Source organism: Christiangramia sp. 3-2217-3z (genome assembly GCF_051195275.1).
Taxonomy (GTDB): Bacteria; Bacteroidota; Bacteroidia; order Flavobacteriales; family Flavobacteriaceae; genus Christiangramia; species Christiangramia marina.
In genome coordinates, this window is sequence record NZ_JBNJLI010000009.1 from 36,648 (window position 1) to 55,858 (window position 19,211).

The 19,211-nt window shown below is 39.1% G+C and carries 20 protein-coding genes; 10 read left to right on the top strand and 10 right to left on the bottom strand.

The window, feature by feature from the left end; genetic code table 11:
* Position 1 precedes the first annotated feature (1 nt).
* Positions 2–637 carry a WbqC family protein gene (locus ACSHZO_RS14340; RefSeq protein WP_298248153.1) on the top strand — a complete coding sequence of 212 codons (636 nt, stop codon included), beginning with the start codon at positions 2–4 and terminating at the stop codon, positions 635–637.
* Here the strand turns inward: ACSHZO_RS14340 and ACSHZO_RS14345 are convergent.
* From ACSHZO_RS14345 to ACSHZO_RS14375, 7 genes are all read right to left on the bottom strand, one after another.
* On the bottom strand, positions 632–1,660 hold the full coding sequence (locus ACSHZO_RS14345; protein WP_298248152.1) for an endonuclease/exonuclease/phosphatase family protein: 1,029 nt from the start codon (positions 1,658–1,660) through the stop codon (positions 632–634). The genes ACSHZO_RS14340 and ACSHZO_RS14345 overlap by 6 nt on opposite strands.
* Positions 1,661–2,569, bottom strand: coding sequence for a rhomboid family intramembrane serine protease (locus ACSHZO_RS14350; protein WP_298248151.1), 909 nt, complete (start codon positions 2,567–2,569; stop codon positions 1,661–1,663).
* A complete protein-coding gene (locus ACSHZO_RS14355) occupies positions 2,569–3,312 on the bottom strand; it encodes a rhomboid family intramembrane serine protease (RefSeq protein ID WP_298248150.1) in 744 nt (247 codons plus the stop codon). Before ACSHZO_RS14355 ends, ACSHZO_RS14350 begins: the two co-directional genes overlap by 1 nt.
* Entirely contained in the window at positions 3,312–5,165 is a 1,854-nt protein-coding gene (gene mutL / locus ACSHZO_RS14360; RefSeq protein WP_298248149.1) for a DNA mismatch repair endonuclease MutL, read from the bottom strand. The genes ACSHZO_RS14355 and mutL overlap by 1 nt, the downstream gene beginning before the upstream one ends.
* A complete protein-coding gene (locus ACSHZO_RS14365; RefSeq protein ID WP_298248148.1) occupies positions 5,166–5,459 on the bottom strand; it encodes a hypothetical protein in 294 nt (97 codons plus the stop codon).
* A gap of 106 nt (positions 5,460–5,565) precedes the next feature.
* Positions 5,566–6,072 carry a 6,7-dimethyl-8-ribityllumazine synthase gene (ribH, locus tag ACSHZO_RS14370; RefSeq protein ID WP_295181610.1) on the bottom strand — a complete coding sequence of 169 codons (507 nt, stop codon included), beginning with the start codon at positions 6,070–6,072 and terminating at the stop codon, positions 5,566–5,568.
* Positions 6,073–6,075: 3 nt separating this feature from the next.
* Entirely contained in the window at positions 6,076–6,849 is a 774-nt protein-coding gene (locus ACSHZO_RS14375; RefSeq protein ID WP_298248147.1) for a tetratricopeptide repeat protein, read from the bottom strand.
* Between the two features lie 146 nt (positions 6,850–6,995).
* Between ACSHZO_RS14375 and recF the strand changes: the two genes are divergently transcribed.
* Genes recF through ACSHZO_RS14395 form a run of 4 tightly spaced genes read left to right on the top strand, consistent with a single transcriptional unit; the run spans position 6,996 to position 9,026 of the window.
* Entirely contained in the window at positions 6,996–8,075 is a 1,080-nt protein-coding gene (gene recF, locus ACSHZO_RS14380; RefSeq protein ID WP_298248146.1) for a DNA replication/repair protein RecF, read from the top strand.
* Positions 8,072–8,512 carry a lipocalin family protein gene (locus ACSHZO_RS14385; RefSeq protein WP_298248145.1) on the top strand — a complete coding sequence of 147 codons (441 nt, stop codon included), beginning with the start codon at positions 8,072–8,074 and terminating at the stop codon, positions 8,510–8,512. Before recF ends, ACSHZO_RS14385 begins: the two co-directional genes overlap by 4 nt.
* Positions 8,490–8,792 (top strand): DUF721 domain-containing protein, encoded by a 303-nt coding sequence (locus ACSHZO_RS14390; protein ID WP_295180969.1) that lies wholly within the window; start codon positions 8,490–8,492, stop codon positions 8,790–8,792. Before ACSHZO_RS14385 ends, ACSHZO_RS14390 begins: the two co-directional genes overlap by 23 nt.
* A gap of 9 nt (positions 8,793–8,801) precedes the next feature.
* Positions 8,802–9,026 (top strand): hypothetical protein, encoded by a 225-nt coding sequence (locus ACSHZO_RS14395; protein WP_298248144.1) that lies wholly within the window; start codon positions 8,802–8,804, stop codon positions 9,024–9,026.
* Positions 9,027–9,090: 64 nt separating this feature from the next.
* Here ACSHZO_RS14395 and ACSHZO_RS14400 read toward each other — a convergent pair whose 3' ends face one another.
* Positions 9,091–9,510: a nucleoside-diphosphate kinase gene (locus ACSHZO_RS14400; protein WP_141878257.1), complete on the bottom strand. Its 420-nt coding sequence runs from the start codon at positions 9,508–9,510 to the stop codon at positions 9,091–9,093.
* Between the two features lie 75 nt (positions 9,511–9,585).
* Positions 9,586–10,602: an alkaline phosphatase D family protein gene (locus tag ACSHZO_RS14405; RefSeq protein WP_298248143.1), complete on the bottom strand. Its 1,017-nt coding sequence runs from the start codon at positions 10,600–10,602 to the stop codon at positions 9,586–9,588.
* Positions 10,603–10,679: 77 nt separating this feature from the next.
* On the opposite strand from ACSHZO_RS14405, the gene ACSHZO_RS14410 reads away from it, so the two are divergent.
* Genes ACSHZO_RS14410 through ACSHZO_RS14420 form a run of 3 tightly spaced genes read left to right on the top strand, consistent with a single transcriptional unit; the run spans position 10,680 to position 13,398 of the window.
* On the top strand, positions 10,680–11,696 hold the full coding sequence (locus ACSHZO_RS14410; RefSeq protein ID WP_298248142.1) for a DHH family phosphoesterase: 1,017 nt from the start codon (positions 10,680–10,682) through the stop codon (positions 11,694–11,696).
* Positions 11,693–12,265: a gliding motility-associated peptidyl-prolyl isomerase GldI gene (gene gldI / locus ACSHZO_RS14415; RefSeq protein ID WP_298248141.1), complete on the top strand. Its 573-nt coding sequence runs from the start codon at positions 11,693–11,695 to the stop codon at positions 12,263–12,265. Before ACSHZO_RS14410 ends, gldI begins: the two co-directional genes overlap by 4 nt.
* Positions 12,265–13,398: a peptidylprolyl isomerase gene (locus ACSHZO_RS14420; RefSeq protein WP_298248140.1), complete on the top strand. Its 1,134-nt coding sequence runs from the start codon at positions 12,265–12,267 to the stop codon at positions 13,396–13,398. Before gldI ends, ACSHZO_RS14420 begins: the two co-directional genes overlap by 1 nt.
* Before the next feature lie 69 nt (positions 13,399–13,467).
* Here ACSHZO_RS14420 and ACSHZO_RS14425 read toward each other — a convergent pair whose 3' ends face one another.
* On the bottom strand, positions 13,468–14,928 hold the full coding sequence (locus ACSHZO_RS14425; protein ID WP_298248139.1) for an aminoacyl-histidine dipeptidase: 1,461 nt from the start codon (positions 14,926–14,928) through the stop codon (positions 13,468–13,470).
* A 136-nt stretch (positions 14,929–15,064) separates the two neighbouring features.
* On the opposite strand from ACSHZO_RS14425, the gene ACSHZO_RS14430 reads away from it, so the two are divergent.
* Both ACSHZO_RS14430 and ACSHZO_RS14435 read left to right on the top strand, forming a co-directional pair.
* Entirely contained in the window at positions 15,065–16,138 is a 1,074-nt protein-coding gene (locus ACSHZO_RS14430) for a DUF3810 domain-containing protein (RefSeq protein ID WP_298248138.1), read from the top strand.
* A gap of 84 nt (positions 16,139–16,222) precedes the next feature.
* Positions 16,223–19,201: an amidohydrolase family protein gene (locus ACSHZO_RS14435; protein WP_298248137.1), complete on the top strand. Its 2,979-nt coding sequence runs from the start codon at positions 16,223–16,225 to the stop codon at positions 19,199–19,201.
* Positions 19,202–19,211 lie beyond the last annotated feature (10 nt).

Genomic DNA, 19,211 nt, shown 5'->3' on the forward strand with positions numbered 1-19,211 from the left:
GATGGATCCGGTTTTACTACATCCCTCCTATTTTGGACCTGTAAGCCAGTGGGTTGCTTTCACTAAAGCCGAAGCAGTCGTATTTGAATCTGAAGATAATTACCAGAAACAAACCTATCGCAATCGCATGTATATCTATGACGCGAATGGAAAACTTACGCTGAATATTCCAATTAAGCACAGTGCTGCTTTAGGGCTTCCTAAAAAAGCGAGGCAAAAATACCGGGACATACAGATCGAAAATGCGTTTCCCTGGCAGTTACAGCATTGGCGTGCGTTTAAAGCTTCTTACCAGACCTCTCCATTCTTTGAGTTCTACGAAGATGAATTAAGACCACTCTATGAGAATAACTTCAAATACCTACTGGATTTCAATTATCGCTGTATGGAGTTTGTTGCAGATTCACTACAGGCAGACTGGACATTTGATCAAACATTAGAGTATGAACTGAGACCGGAAGGAATGCTTGATCTTAGAAACCTTGTAAATGCAAAATCAGATTCTGGATTTGAAAACGAGAGATATCACCAGGTTTTTGAAGAGAAACAAGGTTTTCTAAAAAACCTGTGTATTCTTGACCTTATCTTCAATGAAGGGCCAGCATCACTGGCTTACTTACAGGAACAAATTTTATAATTTAATTGAAGTAGATACCGGGAAATGATCTGAGAAATCAACGTTGTATTTTTCAAACTCGAGTATTTCCATCTGCTTTTCAATCAATAAGAAATCTATACGAAGTGGAAAATAATTCAGCTTAAAGCTTTTTCCGAAGCCTGTACCAGCAGTTAAAAATGCATCGTTAAAACGACAATCCTGACGCACCAGGTCATAGATATACGAGAAGCTGGTATTATTAAAATCACCCATAATAATGGTTTTATAAGGGGATCTGTCTACTTCCCTCATCATCATTTCCGCCTGTTCCTGTTGCAGAGAGAAACCATGACCAATTCTACCGAGTAATTTTTTGGAATCTTCGTTCTTAAGGTCGGATATACCTGGTTTAATATTCAATGACTGGAAATGTACATTAAAAATCCGCAGTGTATCATTATTAATCACAACATCAGCATAAATAGCATTGTTGTTTCCATCATGGGGGAAGTCTACGGAATGCTCCTTTAAAATTGGATATTTAGAAAAGATTGCCGATCCAAATTCTGAATTTTTACCCTTCAGCTTAACGTACTTATAAGGATAGATTTTCGATAGTTCGGCGGCACCTACATAATGTTCCTGCACACTAAGTATATCCGGATCCTTTTCTTTTACAAAAGCAGTGATCTTTTCAGGAATATCGGTTCTTTCAGTCCAGTTGTAGGCGTTGAACATTCGAACGTTATAACTCATTAACGTAAGATCTGCTTCCAGTTCTTCATCGAAATCATTTCCGAAGTTTACAAATACAGAGATATAATTATAGCCTAGTAAAAGCACGATCAGGGAAAGCAATAATTGTTTTTTGAGCCGGATCAACCAGTACACCAGGAACAGTGAATTTAAAATAATGAGTACAGGAACTCCCAGACTTAGTACCGATAGTAGCGGAAAGGTTTTAGGAGGAACATGAGGTAATAAATAGGAAAATAGTAAGGCCGTAGCGGCAAGCGAATTAAGTACAAAGACAAGCTTGTCAAAAAGATTTAGATTCTTCATCTAGTCTTCTTTACCGGCCTGAAATAAATAGTCCTTTTCAGTTTTAGACAAACTTTCATATCCGCTTTTGCTGATCTTATCAAGAATGTCATCTACTTTTTGCTGTTTCTCATTTTTACTAGAGGAGGTATTGTTCGTTGTTGTCTTCCGGGTCTTTGCAGCCTGCGTCTTGTTACGATGTACTGTTTTCATTTTTGGCTTGCGTTCGCCTGGTTTGAATAAGGCCGCAACACTATCCATAATATTCTCGAACCATTTTCCAATATCATTTCCTTTCTGAAGCTGTTTAGTATAAATATACCCTAACGCTGCACCGCCAAGATGAGCAAAATGCCCACCCGCATTACCCATTGGGATTTGTATGACATCAAGTGCTACCAGAAATGCGGCGATATACCAGAATTTCACACTGCCTATCAGCATTAATCTCACTCTCATGTTCGGGACGTGTGTGGCAATCCCAATAAGTACAGCCATCACTCCTGCGGAAGCTCCTATCAAATAGGATTTGCCGGTACCCTGAAATGCTGGAAAAAGGTTATAACTGAGCATATAGACCAGCGCTCCAATGATGATCCCCAGGAAATAGTAATTCAGCAGTCTTTTAGGTGAAAAGTAATTCAGAAAATAGATTCCTGAAAAATATAGAATAAGCATGTTGGATGCAATATGCCAGATCCCGCTATGCAGAAATGCATAGGTTATGATCGACCATGGCTTCATAATATATTCCAGTGGCTCCTTCGGAAAAACTAACCATTCGAGTAAAAAATCTGAAGGGAAGTTAAATAAATAAGCAATGGTTCTGAATAGGTAGAATACAAGGAACGCCAGTACGTTCACCGCTATAAGCTTCTCCACTACCGTAGCAGTTTGTAACTTAAATCTTATTTTATCTGCTGCGCTCATTAATACCAGCGATTGTCGTTAAACTGATTTTTTTTCCAGTAATACATCATCAGGAATCCGAACAGCGCCCCTCCAACGTGAGCAAAATGCGCTATAGATCCTCCAAATAAAGAATAACCAGTAACCCCTGAGAACAGGTCCAATAGAATGATCGCAGGTATAAAATATTTAGCTTTAATTGGTACCGGCACGAATAACAGGAATAATTCTACATTAGGAAACATCATACCAAACGCTACAAGAATCCCATATATTGCTCCGGAAGCTCCTACAGCTGGCGTAGTGAACGCTTCGTAGGCGCTTTGCAAAGTATCCATAGGAACAGTGTCCAGAATAGCTTTTGGATACTCCCCGGTCAAGAAGAAATTATCTACCTGGGTCATGTTCATCCCTGCATCCAGTAAATCCTGAACTCCCGTCTGGTAGCCATAAAAATTCACTAACGTATGTAGCAAAGCGGCTCCTATCCCGGCTGTAAAGTAAAAAAATAAAAATCTCTTCTGTCCCAGCATTTGCTCGATAGGTCCACCAAAGGCCCATAAGGCGTACATATTAAAAAGAATATGTGTAAAGCCACCATGCATGAACATATGGGTAATGACCTGCCAAACCTGAAAGTTCGGATTCTTGACGAACCAGAGTGCGAAATACTCGTAGGCTACATCACCTAATAGCTGACTCCCAATGAAAAATATCACATTGATAATCAATAACGTCTTTACCGTATCCGTAATTCTTCCCATCAGGCAAATTTTTTATCCAGTTCCTCTATAGATAACGTAGTGAAAATGGTTCTATTTGAAGGACTTAGAGCCGGTTCCTTACAGGCAAAAAGTCGGTTAACAATATGTTGTTGCTCAGCTGAATTCAACATAGTTCCAGAACGTACTGCCATGGAATTCGCCAAGGATTTTGATAATAGATCGGTTTGGGAAAATCCATTATCAGGTACGTCTTTCTCAAAGTCGGCAATGAGCTGTTCAAGTAAAATTTCTACTTCACTTTCAGAGATCAGGGTTGGAATTCCAGAGATCTCCACTTCATCCTTATCGAATGATGAAAAGATAAAACCGGTTTGTTCCAGAGATTCTTTGATCTCCTGCAGCATCTCCATTTCCTGATGATTAAACTGAAGTTTCAAAGGAAATAATAATTGCTGACTAACTGCTGCCGAAACAGTAATATTCTTTAATAATTCCTCGTATAAGATGCGTGTATGAGCACGGTGTTGATCAATAACGAGAATGCCGCTCTTAAGCGTGGAAATAATATATTTTTTATGAAGCTGAAAGGTAGATTTTTCGATCTCATCCTCTTTTCCGGCAAAGAGATTACCGGTAACTTCTTCACTTTCAAATTCTATTTGCCGAACATCTACTTCTGAAATTGACTCAGATTCCAAACCAGAGTACTGGCTTTCCCACTCTGCAGGTTTCTCTCTCCTGTATCCAGAATTTGAAGAATTGTAAGACCGTGCAGAGTTTTCAGATTGAAAAGGATTAAAATTTCTATCTACTTCGATCTGCGGCGCACTCGCCTGTTTTGACTGGTAATTATACGGTGTATCCAATTCAGAATCCCTATCGAAATCCAGAATAGGCGCTACATTGAATTGACCAAGCGCGTGTTTGATCGCACTTTTCAATATAGCATATAAGGCATGCTCATCATCAAACTTGATTTCAGTTTTAGTTGGATGAATGTTGATATCGATCGTTTTTGGATCTACATCCAGATAAAGAAAATAGCTTGGGTAGCTTTTATCTTTCAGCAGCCCTTCAAAAGATGCTACAACAGCATGATTTAAATACGGACTTTTAATAAAACGATTATTCACGAAGAAGAACTGTTCTCCCCTGCTCTTTTTTGCGAATTCAGGTTTACCCACGAATCCGGAAATCTTTACGATACCAGTATCCTCTTCAACCGGAACAAGTTTTTCGTTAGTTTTTCCACCAAGAATATTGGTGATTCGCTGGCGATGATTGGCTGCAGGTAATTGAAATAACTCGTTCCCGTTATGAGTAAGTGAAAAACTAATATCCGGATGCGCCAGCGCCACACGTTGAAATTCATCAATGATATGCCGTGCTTCGACATTATCAGACTTTAGAAAATTTCTCCGGGCTGGTATATTGTAAAAAAGATTTTTGACACTAATACAGGTTCCCTTTGGAGTTACACAGGCATCCTGGGCAGAAATCTTGCTTCCTTCGATCTTGATACAGGTTCCAACCTCTTCATTCTCGGTCTTCGTCTTTAACTCCACGTGCGCGATCGCAGCAATAGAGGCCAAAGCTTCACCTCGAAAACCTTTGGTTCTCAAAGCAAAAAGATCATCGGCAATTTTTATCTTAGAAGTTGCATGTCTTTCAAAGCTCATGCGTGCATCTGTGATACTCATTCCTGCACCATCATCGATGACCTGTATCAAAGTCTTACCAGCGTCTTTAATAACCACCTGTATACGACCTGAATGAGCGTCTATACTATTTTCGAGAAGTTCTTTGATTACTGAAGCCGGTCGTTGAACCACCTCACCCGCAGCGATCTGGTTTGCAACATGATCGGGCAACAGTTGAATAATGTTATTCATCTAACGGGGATTCGAGAAAATGGACAAATCAAAATCTAATATCCACAGGCAAATAAAGACCAGTACTAATATGATGTATACCACACGACGGTTGATACTTCTATTACCTCGCGTGCGACTTGATTCACGAGCCTCAGCCCAGTGAGAACCAAAATCGATGGCATTAGTAGCTTCTCTATATTTATTGAATTTTGAATCAAAATCATACACGTTCCCGGTATCCTTTCCCTTATAATAACGAGGAGTGTAATTATACCTGGTATTTTTCCTGATCTTGCCTAAATTGATTTTCAAAACTGTAGATTGTTTGGTGTTCCAAATTTACTCAAAATGCTTCAGAATTCCGAAGCCTTATTAGATTAATAAGAACACAAAGACAATGCCGTTTTGAAAATTCTATTTATCCCTTGTAGAATTTAGCGTCCTTTCTTAACTGAGCCATCTTGATTGCGGCTATAGCAGCTTCTGTTCCTTTGTTTCCATGTTCACCACCACTTCTGGCGCGGGACTGCTCGATATTATTATCTGTAAGCACACAAAATATGACCGGGATATCTGTCTGTACATTTAGATCTTTAATACCCTGGGTTACACCATCACATACAAAATCGAAGTGCTTGGTCTCTCCCTGTATCACATTTCCAACGGCAACGATGGCATCGAGCATTTCGAAACTTTCCTGCATTTTCTTGCAGCCGTAAATAAGTTCAAAGCTACCTGGGACGTTCCAGCGAACAATATTCTCCTTTTGCACACCGTTTTCGATCCACGCATCAAATGCTCCTTGAAATAAGCCTTGTGTTATTTCCTCATTCCATTCAGAAACAACAATCCCAAACCGAAAGTCCTTCGCGTTTGGGATTGTATCTTTATCGTACTCTGAAAGGTTGTTACCTTTTGTAGCCATATATTATTTTTTCATAGCGCGGGCCTGTCCAAGATAGACAGCCACTTTATCTGCTTCCGGAGAATCTGCATACTCCTCTTCGATCTTTATTAAATATTCTTCCGCAGCTTCAGCATCACCAGTATTGATTGCAGTGATCGCAGCTTTTAAAAGAAATCTAGGGGTTGTAAACGAGTTTGTACGCATATCTGCTGCTTTCTCATAATAACCTAAAGCTTCTTCCGGCTGGTCTAACTGAAGAAAAGCATCACCAATCCCACCAGTTGCAAGTGCAGAGAAAATCTCATCATCACTACTAAAACCTTCCAATTGCTCAATAGCTTCCTGATACTTTCCAGTTCTTAGATAAGCGAAACCAGCATTATACTGAGCAAGATTTGCAGCATCTGTACCACCATAATTCTCTATAATATCAAGGAATCCGTATTTACCTTCTCCACCATTAAGTGCAAGATTGTAAAGGGAATCGCTCTGTGCTCCATTCGCACTAAGTGCTGAAGCCATGTAGTTCTGTGCCATTGCCATCTCGTTAGCAGCTTCGTTCTGTTTTGGTTCATGGATAAAACGATTATATCCAAGGTATCCAAGTACAGCAACGATAGCAACTCCCACAATAATGTAGATATACTTTTGATTATCGGCGACCCAGGTTTCGGTTCTACTTGCCCCTTCATCTAAACTGTTAAAAACTTCAGCAGTTGTTGATTCCTGTTCTTCGATTTGTTCCTTCTCAGATTTACCGGAAGGCTTGTATCCTCTTTTCTTATAAGATGCCATAAAAAATTTTTAATGCGTGGCAAAAATATAATATTTTGTGAAAATTAAAAGAGAAAATATTTGTATTTTTTGAATAATTTGAAGTCCTTTTGCAGCTTTCAAAATACTTCTCATTTTTCATATTTCTAGCTGAAAAACAGCCATTTATGCACCTAAAAAATCTTAGCCTTCTCAATTACAAGAATCTAAAGACGGCTGAATTTACTTTTGACAATAAGATCAATTGCCTGGTTGGTAATAACGGCGTTGGAAAAACTAACGTTCTGGATAGTATTTACCATCTCTCCTTCGGAAAAAGCTATTTTAACCCGATAACTTCTCAGAATATCAATCATGAAGCTGAATTTTTCGTTGTGGATGGAGAATTCGAAAAGAATGGAAAAGCTGAAAAGATCCTGGTTAGCGCCAAGAAAGGTCAGAAAAAGGTGATTAAACGGAATAATAAAACCTACGATAAAGTGAGTGATCATATAGGATTTATTCCTACCGTGATCGTTTCCCCGGCAGATCGTGATCTTATTATTGAAGGTTCAGAAACAAGGAGAAAGTTTATGGACGGTGTTATTTCTCAAAGCGATCAATCCTATCTCCAATCTTTACTGAATTACACGAAACAGATATCACAGCGAAATTCCTTATTAAAATATTTTGCTGCCAATTCAACCTTTGATCGCGATACACTCGAGGTATACAATGCACAAATAAGCCATCTGGGACAGGAGTTGTTTGAAAAGCGAAAAAGCTTTCTAAAAGACTTCATACCGATCTTCAATAAACGTTATGCTGATATTACTAATAATAAAGAGATCGTAGATATTAATTATAAGAGTCAGTTATCTGAAAAGTCATTATCATCACTGCTGGAAGAAAATCTTCAGAAGGATATGGCTTTACAATATACCTCGGTGGGAACTCATAAGGATGACCTTAGCTTTGAAATCGAGGGTCACCCTATCAAAAAATTCGGTTCACAGGGACAGCAAAAGAGTTTTTTGATCGCTTTAAAACTGGCACAGTTTGATTTTATAAAAAAAATTAGCCAGGTGAACCCTATTCTCCTGCTGGATGATATCTTTGACAAACTTGATGAAAACAGGGTTGCTCATATCGTAGCATTAGTGGCTACCAATGAACTTGGACAGATCTTTCTTAGTGATACTCACGCAGATAGAACCGAGAAGGTCGTAAAAGGCAGTAATCAATCTTATAAAATTTTCAAACTTTGAAAAAAGCATTATACTTATTAGTCGCTATCGTTCTCACTTCCTGTACGAACACAGATCCCAATGAACAATTGCAAAATCTCACCGGGTACTGGACGATCGAGAAAGTGGAAGTTGAAAATGATTCGGTCATAGAATATAGTTTAAGTCAGTACATTGATTATATAGAGATCAAGGATAGTGTTGGTTTTCGAAAGAAACTTCAGCCAAAGATCGATGGTGGTTATATCGAAGCTTCAAATGATTCAGAAAAAATTACCGCGAAGATAGAAGATGATGTTTTGAACCTTTATTATAGTACAGCTTTCGATGAATGGCAGGAAACGGTTCTCGTAGCTACGGAAGAGGAACTGGTCATTAAAAATCGCGATGATAAAAAATATTATTATAAAAAATACGAACCTTTAATTAGCACAGATGAAGAAGAGACGAAAAAATGAGGAAATGGTCCTCGGTGATCTGCTGAAAAGTTTTGTAGGCGAGAACAAGCTTGACACGAAGGGATTAAACCAGGTACAGATAAGAGAAGTCTGGAACAATCAAATGGGACCAGCCATTGCTAAATACACAACTGGTCTTAAACTAAAGCATGACACACTGTTCGTGCAATTGAGTTCTTCTGTACTTAGAGAGGAATTAAGTTACGGGAAGGAAAAGATCATTAGAAACCTTAACGAGGAAATGAACCAGGAATTGGTGAGAAAATTGGTTTTACGTTAATCTACAATTATGAATAAGAGACTGAAATATTTTCTAGCCTTTTTACTGGTTTTTACCGGACTTATGATGGCAATCAATGAAATTCTAAGATATTTCTTTGAGCTGGATGGTATAGCGAATACATTAATTACAGCTCTTATCACGGTTGGCATTTCTCCAAGGCTGCACTCCGCAAAAGAAGGTGATGGCTATATTTTCAAATGGTCATGGTTTACAAAACCCATTGAAATTTAGCAATTTGAGAAAATAAAAAAACCCGGACTTTTCAGTCCGGGTTTTTTTATTTGATAAGCTCTAACTAGAACATCTCTCTACCTGCAAAATGGAAAGCACCTTCGATTTGTGCATTCTCATCGCTATCACTACCGTGAACAGCGTTCTCACCAATACTGGTAGCATATTTTTTTCTGATAGTTCCTTCAGCAGCATCTTCGGGATTTGTAGCACCAATCAATGTTCTGAAATCTTCAACAGCATTGTCTTTCTCAAGGATCGCAGCAACAATAGGTCCGCGAGTCATGAATTCAACCAATTCCCCGAAAAATGGACGCTCATTATGCACAGCATAAAAAGTTTCAGCATCTCTCTTGGTCATGTGAGTAAGTTTCATCGCTACGATTCTAAATCCTGAAGCGGTGATTTGATCTAATATTCCACCAATATGCCCGTTTTCAACTGCATCTGGCTTAATCATGGTGAATGTTCTATTATCTGCCATTATCTGGTTTTTAAATTTGGTGCAAAAATAAATTATTTATGGGCATAAACAAGTCCTTTCTTGCAATATGTTGACTTACTGGAATTCAACGATATAATCCTGCTGTTTACGGTTATTAAGTCCGCGCATTTCCATGATTACTTTCGAATTCTCAAAGTCAAATTTCAATAAGCCAAAACTCTTTTCGCTCACTACCTCTCCTACTCTATGCTCATTTGGCTCACCGTCAAAAGCTTCATAGGTATGGGTTAGTCCGCTACTCGTAAAGTCTACCAGAGGATAGCTAAGCCCGTTGATTCTTTCTTCGGAAAATTCAGAAATATGACGATCCCCACTCAACAGGATGATATTTTTTGCTTCCGAAGTAACAATAAGATCTTTTAGTTTTTGTGCTTCCGAAGGGAAATTACCCCAGGTTTCAAATCCGTGTTCGTCTGAAAGTATCTGGATACTGGAAAGAATAATATTGAACTGAGCATTCGAAGTTTCAAGTTCATTTTGTAACCAGCTCCACTGCTGTTCGCCAAGCATGGTACCGCTCGAAGGTTCATAACGCCTGTTCGCATCATTGTTCCTAAGCAAATTATCCCGAAAATAACGCGTATCCAGCATGATCACTTTTATGGAACCTTTGGGAGTCTCCAGAATCTCTGAACTATAGATACCTTCCCGGTTTCTTCTTGGATCATTCTTCGCAACACCCATGAAATCCAGGAAATATTGCTGACTTTCTTCTTTAATGTCATAATCCTTACCTCCATCATTCTGGCCGTAATCGTGATCATCCCAAACCCCATAGACTGGCACGCTGCTAAGTAACTTTTGATATCCTTCGTTACTTTTCTGAAGAGCATAAGCATTGACTAAAACTTCAGGAACTTCTGTATCTGCATACACATTATCGCCTCCCCACAGGAAAACATCAGGCTTATTTTTAAGAATTTCATTCCATAAAGGCTGGGGTGCATCTTCCCGGTTACAGCTTCCAAAAGCAATGATATAATCTGGTTCTTTCTCCAGCTTTATGTCTTCGGTAGACCCACAGGACACAAGGCTGAATACAAATAGAAATATTAGAAATCTTTGTTTCATAGTCGTAATTTGCAAGCTCAAATTTAAGGCTTCCACTGTTTCTATAGTGTTATTATATTGTATATTTAACCTCGATTATGATAGACACAAGAATACTCGAGATTACGGCAGAACTGGCAAAGGCAGATAATATCGTGATCGTTCCGCACAAAGGACCCGATGGTGATGCGATAGGCTCTACGCTAGGATTAATGCATTTTTTAAGAGATAAAGGTCATAAAGCGAATGTTATTGCTCCTAACGATTATCCACATTTTTTGAAGTGGCTTCCAGGTAGTGAGGAAGTTTATATCTATGAGCAGCAAAAAGAAATTTCAGATCAATTGATCGCTGAAGCTCAGATTGTTTTTACGCTTGATTTTAATGATCTATCCCGATGCGGCGGAATGGTGGAATCCCTTAAAGCTTCCGATGCTGTTTTCGTGATGATAGATCACCACCAGGAACCTTCGGATTACGCTCATTATACTTATAGTGATTCCACGATGAGTTCGACCTGCGAGATGGTACACAAATTCATAGAAAAGTTACGCGCTGGCAAACAGATCACTCCTGAAATTGCCACCTGTTTATACACCGGAATCATGACAGATACCGGAAGTTTCAGATTTAGCTCTACTTCCAGTGATACGCATCGTGTGATCGCCGACCTGATGGACAAGGGAGCGAAAAATTCTGAGATTCATAATAACATCTACGACACCAATTCTGGAAATAAACTGCAGTTGCTTGGAACCGCACTTCAGAATTTAAAAGTGATTTCAGAATTTAATACCGCTTACATAAGCCTTACTCAGGAAGAGTTAGATCGACATAATTTTAAGAAAGGTGATACTGAAGGTTTTGTAAATTATGGTTTAAGTCTGGATGGAATTAAATTTGCAGTCATATTTATTGAAAATGAGAGTGAGAAGATCATAAAAATTAGTTTTAGGTCTAAAGGAAGTTTCGATGTGAACAAGTTTGCCCGGGCACATTTTGAAGGTGGCGGACATATAAATGCGGCCGGAGGAAAAAGTGATCTTTCCATGAATGATACGATCGTAAAATTTAATAAGATCCTACCTGAATACGAGCAAGAATTAACCCAATGAAAAAGTTTCTAATTCTAATAGTAATGGCAATTGCCGTAGTTTCCTGTAAATCCCCAGAAGCACGTTATCCGGTTTCCCAAAGCAGTGGCTCGTATATCGACCAATCTGTAGAAAAGAACAGGGAAATGATCGCGCAGGAAGAAGATTATATCAAACAGGTAATGGGAGAAAATACCAGTACGGAATATATAACCTCAGCAGATGGATTCTGGTATTACTACAACAACAAGTCACTGGACAGTCTTAATACTGAAACTCCCGAATTTGGCGATATCGTAACCTTTGATTATAGTATCTCAACCATTGAAGGAGAAGCTATCTATGCTGAAGGTGACAAGCCTACCCGCGAATATGCTATTGATCGTGAAAAATTATTTACCGGACTTCGCCAGGGTCTTAAATTGATGAAAGAAGGCGAAACGGTAACATTCCTATTCCCCTCTCACAAGGCATTTGGTTATTACGGAGATCAGGAACGTATTGGAAGCAACAAACCTATTAGCGCTAAAGTGACCTTACACTCTATAAAGGAAGAAGAACAATCAAACACAGAAACCAAAGAACAATAATGAGGACAAAAAGTTTATTTGTGCTTTTCGCTGTTGCGATTAGCTTATTTTCATGTAAAGAAGAATACCCTGAACTTGAAGACGGTATGTATGTTGAATTTAACACCTCTATGGGGCCTATAATCGCTGAGCTTTACCATGAGGAAACACCAATGACCGTTGCTAATTTCGTATCGCTTTCTGAAGGGAGCAGCACCATGGTAGACAGTACTTTTAAAGGTAAAAAATATTATGACGGTATCGTATTTCACCGTGTGATCGATGGATTCATGATCCAGGGTGGTGATCCTATGGGAACCGGTAGCGGTGGCCCGGGCTATAAATTCCCTGATGAATTCAAGGACTCTTTGAGTCATGATGAAAAAGGTATTTTATCTATGGCCAATGCAGGTCCTGGAACCAATGGGAGCCAGTTTTTTATCACTCTGGAACCGGTAATGCAGCTTGATGGTAAGCATACGGTCTTCGGAAAAGTGGTAAAAGGTATGGATGTCGTTGAAGCGATTGGAAAGACCGAAACTGGTCCTAGAGACCGTCCTGTGAAAGATATAACCATGAATGAGGTGAACATCATTAGAAAGGGAAAAGCTGCTAAGAATTTTGAGGCGCCTAAAGTTTTTGAACAGGAACTTGCAGATCTTGAAGCTGAAAATGAAGCTAAAGAAAAAGAGCTACAGGAAGTAAGATCTAAAAGAGTGGAAGAGTTTGCTGCCCTGGAAGCAAAAGCAGATTCTCTGGAAAGCGGATTAAAATTATATTTTATTACTGAAGGTGATGGAACTCAGCCTAAACAGGGACAAACTGTAAAGGTAAATTATGAAGGTTACTTCGCAGACGGGAAGATCTTTGACACTAACAAAAAAGAACTTGCAGAGGAATTTGGTATATATGACCATAGAAGAGACCAGGCTATGGGTTACCAGCCAATGGATGTAGTTTATGGACCAGATGCACCAATGATCCCTGGATTTAAAGAAGCTATCCAGCAGATGCAGGTTGGTGACGAAGTTGTTGCTTTTATTCCAAGCCATTTAGGTTATGGTGAAAGAGGCTATGGAAGAGCGATCCCGCCAAACTCAGATCTTGTATTTAAGATCTCTGTAGTTGGAATTGCAGGAGAAGATCAGGAATAGTTAAAGATCAGTCATAAAAAAATCCCCCGTGCAGATGCACGGGGGATTTTTTGTTTAAAGCAAACATTCCTAGTTCTCCGGAATATTTTTTAACACCTCTAATAAAAATTTCCAGTATTTCTGAGCAGAGCTAATACTTGCCCGTTCATCTGGTGAGTGAGCTCCGCGAATCGTTGGTCCAAAGGAGATCATATCCATTTCAGGATAATGGCTTCCAATGATCCCACATTCCAGACCTGCATGACATGCTGCAATATTTGCTTTTTCACCATTCATTCTTTCGTAGATCTCATCCAGAGTTTTTAGAATATCTGAATCACTATTCGGAGCCCATCCAGGGTATTCTCCAGACAGTTTTACATCAAAACCTGCCAGTTCAAAGACAGATTTTAGAGAATCAGCCAGATCATCACGACTGGATTCAACAGAGCTTCTTGTCAAACACTTGATCTCGATCTTCCCTTCTTCAACACTAACTTTCGCAACATTATTTGAAGCTTCCACAAGATCTTCGATCTCCGGACTCATTCTATAAACTCCGTTGTGTGCCGCTGCAAGTGCTAGCAATAGCTGTTTCTGAGAATCAATATCCATAACCTCAACTTCAGAAGGAACGTTTTGAATTTCGATCTTCATATTAGGTTCCAAAGAAGAAAATTCAGCTTTTATTAGAATGATCCTTTTATCCAGTTCTTTTTTAAAACTTTCTTCTTCAGTTTCAGGCAAAGCAATGATCGCTTCACTTTCTCTTGGAATTGCATTTCTTAATCCTCCACCATTGATCGATGAGAGTCTAAGCTTATATTCTTCCATAGTATTAAGAAGCAGGCGATTCATTAATTTATTAGCATTGGCCAGTCCTTTAATGATATCCATACCTGAATGTCCACCCATAAGTCCTTTTACCTTGATTGCAAAGGCACGGTAGGAATCTGGAGTACTTTCTACTTTATAAGTTCTGCTTGCTGTGATATCCACACCACCGGCACAACCTATACCAATTTCGTCATCCTCTTCTGTATCAAGATTCAGTAAAATATCACCTTCCAGTAGATCAGGACTTAAACCTTTCGCACCGGTCATTCCCGTTTCTTCATCTATCGTAAACAAAGCTTCGATTGCAGGGTGCTCTATAGAATCGCTTTCCAGTATCGCCATCATAGTAGCCACGCCCAGACCATTGTCGGCTCCTAACGTAGTTCCTTTTGCTCGAACCCAGTCCCCATCTACATACATCTCGATTCCCTGTGTATCAAAATCGAAGTCTGTATCATTATTTTTCTGGTGCACAATATCCAGGTGAGCCTGTAGCACAATCTTTTTTCTGTTTTCCAAACCTATAGTAGCTGGTTTGTAGATCACTACGTTACCTACAGAGTCAACTTCGGTCTTTAAGTCAAGATCGTTACCAAATTTTTTAATGAATTCAATAACCCTTTCTTCTTTTTTAGAAGGCCGTGGCACCGCATTTAGATCGGCGAATTTATTCCATAATATTTTTGGTTCTAATGCTCTTATTTCTTCGTTCATATCTATAATTCTACATTTGTTTTCAAAGATACCTTTTAAGCTGCTGAAACAAAAATTCATTGACATTCTGTATAATTTAGCCGCTTTCATCTCTACTGAAGTTAGGCCAGATATGAATTATTTGTACTTTTAAAATGTGAATAAGAAAACGACTCTCATTCTTGCGATCCTATTACCTGTTCAGGTCATTTTATTGAGCCTGCTTAATAGAGGATCTCTCTTTATCGAAACCTATTATTCCAACGGAATCTACCCGGTGATCTCCAGTATTTTGAGATATAGCATTGGGATTCTACCATTCTCGCTAGGCGATCTTCTGTACGCACTGCTGGTGATTTTACTACTGAAATGGATCTGGAGAAGGTTTAGTCAGAAATTCAAGAATCCAAAACAATGGATCCCCGATTCTCTTGCTGCCCTATCGATCATTTATTTTTGCTTTCATCTATTCTGGGGTTTTAATTATTACCGCCAGCCCTTGCATAAGACTCTTGAAATTGATAACGAATATACTACTGAAGAACTAGTAACCCTTTCAGAAATACTCATCAGCAGATCCAATAAACTGCATGATGATTTAGCTGAAAATGATTCGGCTTCCGTCAAGTTTAAAATTTCAAAAAATGAGCTTTTCCGAAGAACCATTGAAGGTTACGATCATATTGCGTTGAATTATCCTGAATTAAAATATAAAGGCAATTCACTGAAGAGATCGATATACAGCATTCCTCTAAGCTATATGGGTTTTAACGGATATCTAAATCCTTTGACCAATGAAGCACAGGTGAACAGCATTATTGTTCCTTATAAAATACCCACAACAGCCAGCCACGAAATAGGACACCAATTGGGTTTCGCCAAAGAAAATGAAGCAAATTTCATCGCCTGCCTGGTCACCATGAATCATACAGATCCTCATTTTAGATATTCGGGCTATACTTTTGCTTTGAGTTATTGTTTAAGTGAAATCTTCAGAAGAGATAAAGAGGAAGGAGACCGGTTACTGGAGAGCATTAATCCAGGAATCGTTGAGAATTACCGGGAAGTACAGGAATTCTGGCTTGAGCATGAAAATCCATTAGAACCAATTTTTGCTGCGACCTATAATCGCTATTTAATCGCCAATAATCAGGCTGGGGGTATGAAAAGTTACAGTTATGTGGTGGCACTGCTCGTTAATTACTATAAAGATTCAAGAAACGACCTGTAGGAAGATTAACAGTTCTGCTATTTTTAGTACTTTAAGGCTCTTAAAATTTTAATCAATCTATATTTCCAAAAACTACCCACTTTTATGAAATTAAAATTTCTGCTTTTGGGAATAGTTCTGAGTATTAGCTCTGCTTATGCACAGGATTATTTCCCAAAGAACGATGGTGTTAAAACAGAAAACACCAATTACACCGTCTTTAAAAATGCCAGGATTCATGTGGATCCAAAGACAACCATCGAAAATGGAATGTTTGCCATTCAGGATGGAAAAATAACAGCTGTTGGTAAGAATATTTCTATTCCAAAAAACAGTATCATTGTTGACCTTACAGGAAAAGAAGTATACCCTTCATTTATCGACCTTTATTCAAGTTTTGGAATAGGAAAACCAAAACGCGTGGAAGGTGGAAATGGTCCGCAATACGACGCTAATCGCGAAGGTTTCTACTGGAACGATCATATTCGCCCTGAAACTAATGCGGTGGCTCATTTCAAATATGATGCTGATGAAGCCAAAAAATTGCTGGAAGCTGGATTTGGCGCTGTAAATACTCATGTTCCAGATGGAATTGTGCGTGGCTCTGGAATGCTGGTTGCTTTGACTCCTGAAGTTAGCGAAGGGGACCGAATTCTTGATGACAGATCTGCACAATACCTTTCTTTTGACAAAAGCGTCTTATCAAGACAGTCCTACCCTACTTCTCTAATGGGTGCCACTGCACTTATTAGACAAACTTATATTGATGCCGCCTGGTATGCAAAAGGAAATGCGCAGAATAAAGACCTTGCTCTGGAAGCTTTAAATAATAATAAAAATTTAGTTCAGATCTTTGCCTCAGATAATCTGCTAAACGAATTTAGAGCAGATAAAGTAGGTGACGAATTTGGTATTCAATACGTACTCCTGGGAAGTGGAAAAGAATACCAGCGACTGGACAAAGTAAAAAGCTCCAATGCTACGTATATCGTTCCACTAAAATTCCCAGCAGCTTTTGATGTGGAAGATCCATATCTTACCAAGCATCTTGGACTGGAAGAAATGAGAGAATGGAATCAGGCTCCTTCAAACTTAGCCATGTTGGAAGAACAGAAGATTCCTTTCACGATCACTACGCATGATATCGATCCCGCTAAAGACTTCAATTCTAATTTAATGAAAGCGATGGAATTTGGATTAAGCAGAGAAGCAGCTTTAGCAGCTCTAACTACTATACCTGCCAGAACACTGGGCCAGGAAGGGAAGATTGGTACAATTAAAGAAGGTGCCTGGGCAAATTTCCTGATCACTTCCGGAGACTTTTTTGATAAGGAAACGACCTTATTTGAGAACTGGATTCAGGGTGAAAAGAAGGTCCTGAATAGTATGGATGTAACCGATATTACCGGGAACTATGATCTGAAACTGGACGGAAAAACCTATACGCTGGCCATCACCGGAGAACCGGCTAAGCCAAATGCTGAAGTGACCTTAGATGAGACCAAAATTGGATCAAAATTGAGCATTTCAGAAAACTGGATGAATCTATTGATCTCTTCTCCAGACACTACTAAGACCGAATTCATTAGGCTTGTGGCGAACGTTCCAACAAATTCGAAGAATTTTTCAGGTAAGGCAATTCTACCTGGTGGCAGGGAAACCCGTTTTGAGGCTACTATGAAAGACGCCCAAAAAGAGGATGAAAAGAAAGATGAAGAGAAAAAAGAAGAAGATAATACCCGTGAGTTGATCGCGGTAACCTATCCAAATGTTGCTTATGGCTTTAAGGAAAGACCAGAGCAGGAAGATGTACTTTTCAAAAATGCTACCGTGTGGACCAGCGAAGATAAAGGTGTTCTTGAAAATACCGATGTACTTGTAAAGGACGGAAAGATCGTTAAGGTTGGAACAGACCTTAATGCCGGCAGAGCAAAAATTATCGATGCAACCGGTAAACATCTTACTTCCGGGATCATTGATGAGCATTCACATATCGCAGCATCAGACATTAATGAAGCAGGCCATAATTCTTCTGCTGAAGTGACTATGGAAGATGTAGTTGATCCTACAGATATCAATATTTACCGTAACCTGGCTGGTGGTGTTACGACCATTCAGTTATTACATGGATCTGCAAACCCAATTGGAGGTAGATCTGCGATCCTGAAATTAAAATGGGGAGCTCCTGCAGATGAATTGATCTTCGAACAGGCTCCGCCTTTTATAAAATTTGCACTCGGCGAAAACGTAAAACAATCAAACTGGAGTGGAAATCGCTTTCCGCAGACAAGAATGGGTGTGGAACAGGTATTTATAGATTACTTCAGTCGAGCTAAGGCTTATGAAAAAGAGAAGCAGGCTGCAGGAGACAATTTCAGAAAAGATCTTGAAATGGAAACTCTTGTGGAGATCCTTAATGGCGAACGTTTTATCACTTCCCATTCTTATATCCAGAGTGAGATCAATATGTTGATGAATGTTGCTGAAATGTTCGATTTTAATATCAACACGTTCACTCACATCCTTGAAGGTTACAAGGTGGCAGATAAAATGAAAGAACACGGTGTTGGAGCTTCAACATTCTCAGACTGGTGGGCTTATAAATACGAAGTGAACGATGCTATCCCTTATAATGCAGCGATCATGAACGATGTTGGCATCACCGTAGCTATTAATAGTGATGATGCCGAAATGAGTCGCAGACTTAACCAGGAAGCTGCTAAAAGTATGAAGTATGGTGGAATGAGCGAAGAAGACGCCTGGAAAATGGTTACGATCAATCCTGCAAAATTACTACATGTAGATGATTTAGTTGGTAGTATCAAAACCGGAAAACAGGCAGATCTTGTTCTATGGAATGATCATCCACTTTCTATATATGCGGTTCCGGAGAAAACAATGGTAGAAGGAGTTGTTTATTTTGACAAGGATAGAGACCTGGAACTTCGCAAGGAGATTCAGAAAGAAAGAAGCAATCTTGTAAGCCAGATGCTGAAGGAAAAGAACAGTGGAGTTAAAACACAAACAGTGAAAAAGAAAGAAAAGCAGCATGTGCACTGTGATCTTTTAGAAGCTGTAAAATAATATACTGAAG